The following is a 4,844-nucleotide window of genomic DNA, read 5'->3' on the forward strand; positions in this document are numbered from 1 at the left end:
GGCTCCGGCGCCGCCAGCGGCCTGCCGGCGGCGCCGCCGGACGACACCGGCGAGGCGCTCGGCCTGCCGGCCTCCCGGCTCACCCTCACCATCGGCTTCGGCCCCACCCTGTTCGAGAAGGACGGCGTGGACCGCTTCGGCCTCCAGGCCAAGCGCCCCGAGGCCCTGATCGACCTGCCGAAGTTCAAGGGCGACAACCTCGACCCGGCCCGCAGCGGCGGCGACCTCTGCATCCAGGCCTGCGCCGACGACCCGCAGGTCGCCGTGCACGCGATCCGCAACCTGGCCCGGATCGGCATGGGCACGGTGAACATCCGCTGGTCGCAGCTGGGCTTCGGGAAGACCTCCTCGACCACCCCGGACGCGCAGACCCCGCGCAACATGATGGGCTTCAAGGACGGCACCCACAACATCGCCGGCACCGACACCGCGAAGCTCGCCGACCACGTCTGGGTCGCCCCCGGCGAGGGCCCGGAGTGGATGACCGGCGGCTCCTACCTGGTCGCCCGCCGGATCCGGATGCACATCGAGACCTGGGACCGCACCCCGCTCAAGGAGCAGGAGGACATCTTCGGCCGTACCAAGGGCGAGGGTGCCCCGTACGGCAAGCAGAAGGAGCACGACGCGCCGGACCTCAAGGCCATGCCCGAGGACTCGCACGTGCGGCTGGCCCACCCGGACAGCAACAACGGCCTGATGATCCTGCGCCGCGGCTTCTCCTTCACCGACGGCACCGACGGCCTCGGCCGCCTGGACGCCGGTCTGTTCTTCCTCGCCTACCAGCGGGACAGCCGGAAGGCGTTCGTCCCGCTGCAGCAGCGCCTGGCCGGCAGCGACGCGCTCAACGAGTACATCCAGCACGTCGGCTCCGCCCACTTCGCCTGCCCGGCGGGTGTCCGCAAGCCCGGCGAGTGGTGGGGCCAGGCCCTCTTCGGCTGATCCCGCTCCGACCACCAGTACCACCTCTTCACCCCTCCAGGAGCCAGCGTGTTCGGCAACTACCTGATCGGCCTGCGCGAAGGACTCGAAGCCAGCCTCGTCGTCTGCATCCTGATCGCCTATCTGGTCAAGACCGGCCGCAAGGACAAGCTGCCGCCCGTCTGGGCCGGCATCACGGCCGCGGTCGTGCTCAGCATGGCCTTCGGCGCGGTACTGCAGTACGGCTCGACCCAGCTGACCTTCGAGGCCCAGGAGGCGCTCGGCGGCTCGCTGTCGATCATCGCCGTCGGTCTGGTCACCTGGATGGTGTTCTGGATGCGCCGCACCGCCCGGCACCTCAAGGCCGAGCTGCACGGCAAGCTGGACGCGGCGCTCGCGATGGGCACGGTCGCGCTGGTGGTCACCTCCTTCCTGGCCGTCGGCCGGGAGGGCCTGGAGACGGCGCTGTTCATCTGGTCGGCGGTGCAGGCCACCAACGACGGCTACAACCCGATCATCGGCGCGGCGCTCGGCCTGCTCACCTCGGTGGTGCTCGGCTGGCTCTTCTACCGCGGCGCGCTGAAGATCAACCTGGCCAAGTTCTTCACCTGGACCGGCGCCATGCTGGTCGTCGTCGCGGCCGGTGTGCTGGCCTACGGCGTGCACGACCTGCAGGAGGCCGGCTGGCTCGGCGGCCTGCACGACGTCGCCTTCGACATCAGCAGCACCATCCCGAAGGACAGCTGGTACGGCACCCTGCTGAAGGGCGTGTTCAACTTCCAGCCGGACCCGACGGTGCTCCAGCTGGCCGTCTGGGCGGCCTACCTGATCCCGACGCTGGCGATCTTCCTCGGCGTCTTCGGCGGCAAGCCCGCCAAGCCGGTCACGCCGAAGACGGCGGACTCCGCCAAGTCGGCCGCCTGACCGCTCCCGCAGGACCCGTACCGCCCCGCCCGGCACCCGCCCGGCGGGGCGGCGCCGTTCCGGCTCCCCGCGTCAGTGGAAGAAGCCGTAGGGGCTGAACAGGAAGATGACGAAGGCGACGAGGCCGACCAGCGTTCCGAGCCACCAGGCCGGCGACTGCTCCCGCCGGACGTACTCGGCGTCGTGCGACGCGGAGAGGTGCCGTTCGGCCTTGCCCCCGGCATCGACCAGCGACCACCTGCTGTACCCGCAGGTGTCGCAGACCACCCGCTCGTGCCGGCGCCGACGCGAGACGATCCGTACGACGTGCTCGTGCCCGTCCGGGCCTTCGCCCGTGATCCTGGCGCGTTCCATGCTCCGCCCCCTCGTGGCCTCCGCCGGTGTCCCGGCGGGCGGTGTCCCGGTGAGTCATCCTTGCACGCAGCACCGACAACCCGCCCGGCTCCCGCACGTTCTTCACAGCAGCGGCGGCAGCAGGAGTGGCAGCGGCACCCAGCGCCGGGGTGTTCACTCCGCCGCGGTGCGGGCGGCGGGCGGCGGCACGGTGATCAGCGGGCAGGGGGCGTGGTGGATCATGCCGTGCGGCACGGACCCCAGCCGCAGCCCGGTGAACCCGCCGTCCCCGCGGCGGCCGACCACGACCGCGAGCGCGTTCCCGGCCGCGGCGACGAGCGCCTCGACCGGATGCCCGCGCCGCACCTCGTGCCGGAGCGGTACGTCCGGGAAGTCCGCCGACCGGCCGGCCAGGCTCTCCCGGAGCGACCGCCCGAGCTCCGCCAGCACGGCCTCCTCGTCGACCGGGACGAGCAGCGGCGCCCGCCACGACCGGACGACCCGCAGCGCCGCCCCGTGCCGGGCGGCCAGCTCGATCGCGAAGTCGACGGCGTGCCCCGCGTCCGGACTGCCGTCGGAACCGACCACGACCTCGCGCCCCCCTCCGGCGGCCGGCGGAGGCGCGACCCGGACCACCGCCACCGGGCAGAGGCTGCGGGCGGACACCGGCACCGCCACCGAGTACGTGCTCAGCACCTCGTCCCAGCGGCCGAGTCCGCGCGACCCGACGACGATCATCCCCGCGCCCTCCGACTCCCGGCACAGCGCCCGGACCGGATGGTCGCCCACCAGCTGCGTGCTCAGCTCCAGCCCGGGGTGGTGGTCGGCGACCAGCGCCGACGCCTCGGCGAGCGCCTCGACGCCCTGGTCCCGCAGCGCGCGGTGATGGCCGGACTCGGAAAAGCCCCGGAGGTCGACCTCCATCGGCAGCGTCGCGTGGACCATCCGCAGCGGCGCCCCCCGGCGCGCGGCCTCCTCCGCCGCCCACAGCACGGCGGGGGAACGCGGCGCCGCGGCGTCGACGCCCAGGACGACCGGACGATGCCGGTTGGTCGGTGCCATGGATCCTCCAAGCAGGACGGGCCGTCACCCAGCCTAGATCCGCAGCTCCCGACGGCCGCGGCCCCGGTCCGGGCCGCTGCGCCGAACGGGTGCGGCCGGCCGCTGTCACCCGGGCGCGCGGCCGGGCGCGCGTGGGCCGCCGGCGGCGCGCAGGGTGGGAAGGTGACACCGCACCGACGTCAGGGAAGGGCGGCGTGATGGCCGAAGCGGACCGGTCCGGCCGGCCGAGCGCCGCTCAGCGGCGGGTGCTGGCGCCGCTCGCGCTGGCGCAGTTCATCTGCAGTTTCGCCGGGTCGAACATGAACGTGATGATCAACGACATCAGCCACGACCTGGACACCACGGTGCAGGGCGTGCAGGTGGCGATCACGGTCTTCCTGCTGGTCATGGCGGCGCTGATGATCCCGGGCGGCAAGCTGACCGACCGCTGGGGGCGCAAGCGCTGCTTCCTGCTCGGCCTGGTGATCTACGCGGTGGGTGCGGTGCTGAGCGCGGTCGCGCCGGGGCTCGGCGTGCTGATCCTCGGCAACTCGATCTTCGAGGGGGTCGGCACGGCGCTGCTGATCCCGCCCGTCTACATCCTGACCACGCTGCTCTTCGAGGACCTGACCTCCCGGGCCCGGGCGTTCGGCGTCGTGATGGCCCTGGGCGGGATCGGTGCCGCCGCGGGGCCGTTGATCGGCGGGCTGATCACCTCGGTGCTCAGCTGGCGCGCGGCGTTCGTCTTCCAGGCCCTGGTGATCGCGGTGATCGTGCTGCTGAGCCGCTCGATCGTCGACCCGCTGCCGCCCGATCCGGAGCGGCCGTTCGACCTCGGCGGGGCCGTGCTGTCGGCGGCCGGTCTGGTGCTGGTGGTGATGGGCATCCTGGCCGCCGACAACAACCTCTGGCTGACGGCGGGTCTGCTGGCCGCCGGCTTCCTGGTGCTGGCCTGGTTCGTGTACCGGATCCGCGCCGAGGAGCGGGCCGGCAAGGAGCCGCTGCTCTCCACCGGCCTGTTCCGCAGCAAGGTCTCCAACCTCGGCCTGGTCACCCAGAACGCCCAGTGGCTGGTGCTGATGGGGACGTCCTTCACCGTGGCGACCTACCTCCAGGTGGTCCGCGGGTACGACGCCGTCGAGACCGGTGTGATCTTCACCGCGGCCACCCTCGGCCTGCTCGCCACCTCGCTGGCCGCGGAACGGCTCGCCCGCCGGTGGCCGCAGCGGACCCTGATCATGGCGGGCTTCGGGCTGTGCGCCGCGGGCATCGCGGTGCTGATCGCCCTGGTGGCCGGCACTCCGGGGGCGTGGGCGTTCGCCCCGGGGCTGCTGCTGATCGGCCTCGGCCTCGGGGTGATGCTGACGCCGTCGGTGAACGTCGTGCAGTCCGCCTTCCCCGAGGAGCGGCAGGGGGAGATCTCCGGGCTCTCCCGCAGCATCTCCAACCTCGGGTCCTCCTTCGGCACGGCGATCGCCGGGACGATCCTCGTCGCCGGGCTGACCAAGTACGCGTACGCCGCCGCGATGGCCGTCCTGGCCGGGGTCGGGCTGGCGGGTCTCGTGGCCGCCGCCCTGCTGCCGCGCACACCGGCACCCGGGGCCGCACCGGAGGCCGGCCCGGCCGCC

Annotated in this window: 5 protein-coding genes; 3 read left to right on the plus strand and 2 right to left on the minus strand. The window is 73.1% G+C overall.

What is annotated here, in order from left to right:
• Both efeB and efeU read left to right on the plus strand, forming a co-directional pair.
• Positions 1 to 939: iron uptake transporter deferrochelatase/peroxidase subunit (efeB, locus tag ABZ885_RS35355; protein ID WP_360198147.1), on the plus strand; the 939-nt coding region annotated here is incomplete at its 5' end.
• A 48-nt stretch (positions 940 to 987) separates the two neighbouring features.
• Positions 988 to 1,842: an iron uptake transporter permease EfeU gene (gene efeU, locus ABZ885_RS35360; RefSeq protein ID WP_360198150.1), complete on the plus strand. Its 855-nt coding sequence runs from the start codon at positions 988 to 990 to the stop codon at positions 1,840 to 1,842.
• 72 nt (positions 1,843 to 1,914) lie between these two features.
• Here efeU and ABZ885_RS35365 read toward each other — a convergent pair whose 3' ends face one another.
• A complete protein-coding gene (locus ABZ885_RS35365) occupies positions 1,915 to 2,196 on the minus strand; it encodes a hypothetical protein (RefSeq protein WP_360198153.1) in 282 nt (93 codons plus the stop codon).
• Between the two features lie 153 nt (positions 2,197 to 2,349).
• Entirely contained in the window at positions 2,350 to 3,237 is an 888-nt protein-coding gene (locus tag ABZ885_RS35370; protein ID WP_360198156.1) for a universal stress protein, read from the minus strand.
• Positions 3,238 to 3,434: 197 nt separating this feature from the next.
• Between ABZ885_RS35370 and ABZ885_RS35375 the strand changes: the two genes are divergently transcribed.
• Positions 3,435 to 4,844, plus strand: a 1,410-nt coding sequence (locus tag ABZ885_RS35375; RefSeq protein WP_360198158.1) for an MFS transporter, incomplete at its 3' end; no start/stop codon positions are given.

Origin of the sequence: Kitasatospora sp. NPDC047058 (genome assembly GCF_040643935.1) — a bacterium.
In the GTDB taxonomy this organism is placed as follows: Bacteria; Actinomycetota; Actinomycetes; order Streptomycetales; family Streptomycetaceae; genus Kitasatospora.

Bases quoted from the DNA above. Each gene is read 5' to 3' on its own strand.
- ABZ885_RS35365 (WP_360198153.1), bottom strand. From the start codon at position 2,196: ATGGAACGCGCCAGGATCACGGGCGAAGGCCCGGACGGGCACGAGCAC.
- ABZ885_RS35370 (WP_360198156.1), bottom strand. From the start codon at position 3,237: ATGGCACCGACCAACCGGCATCGTCCGGTCGTCCTGGGCGTCGACGCC.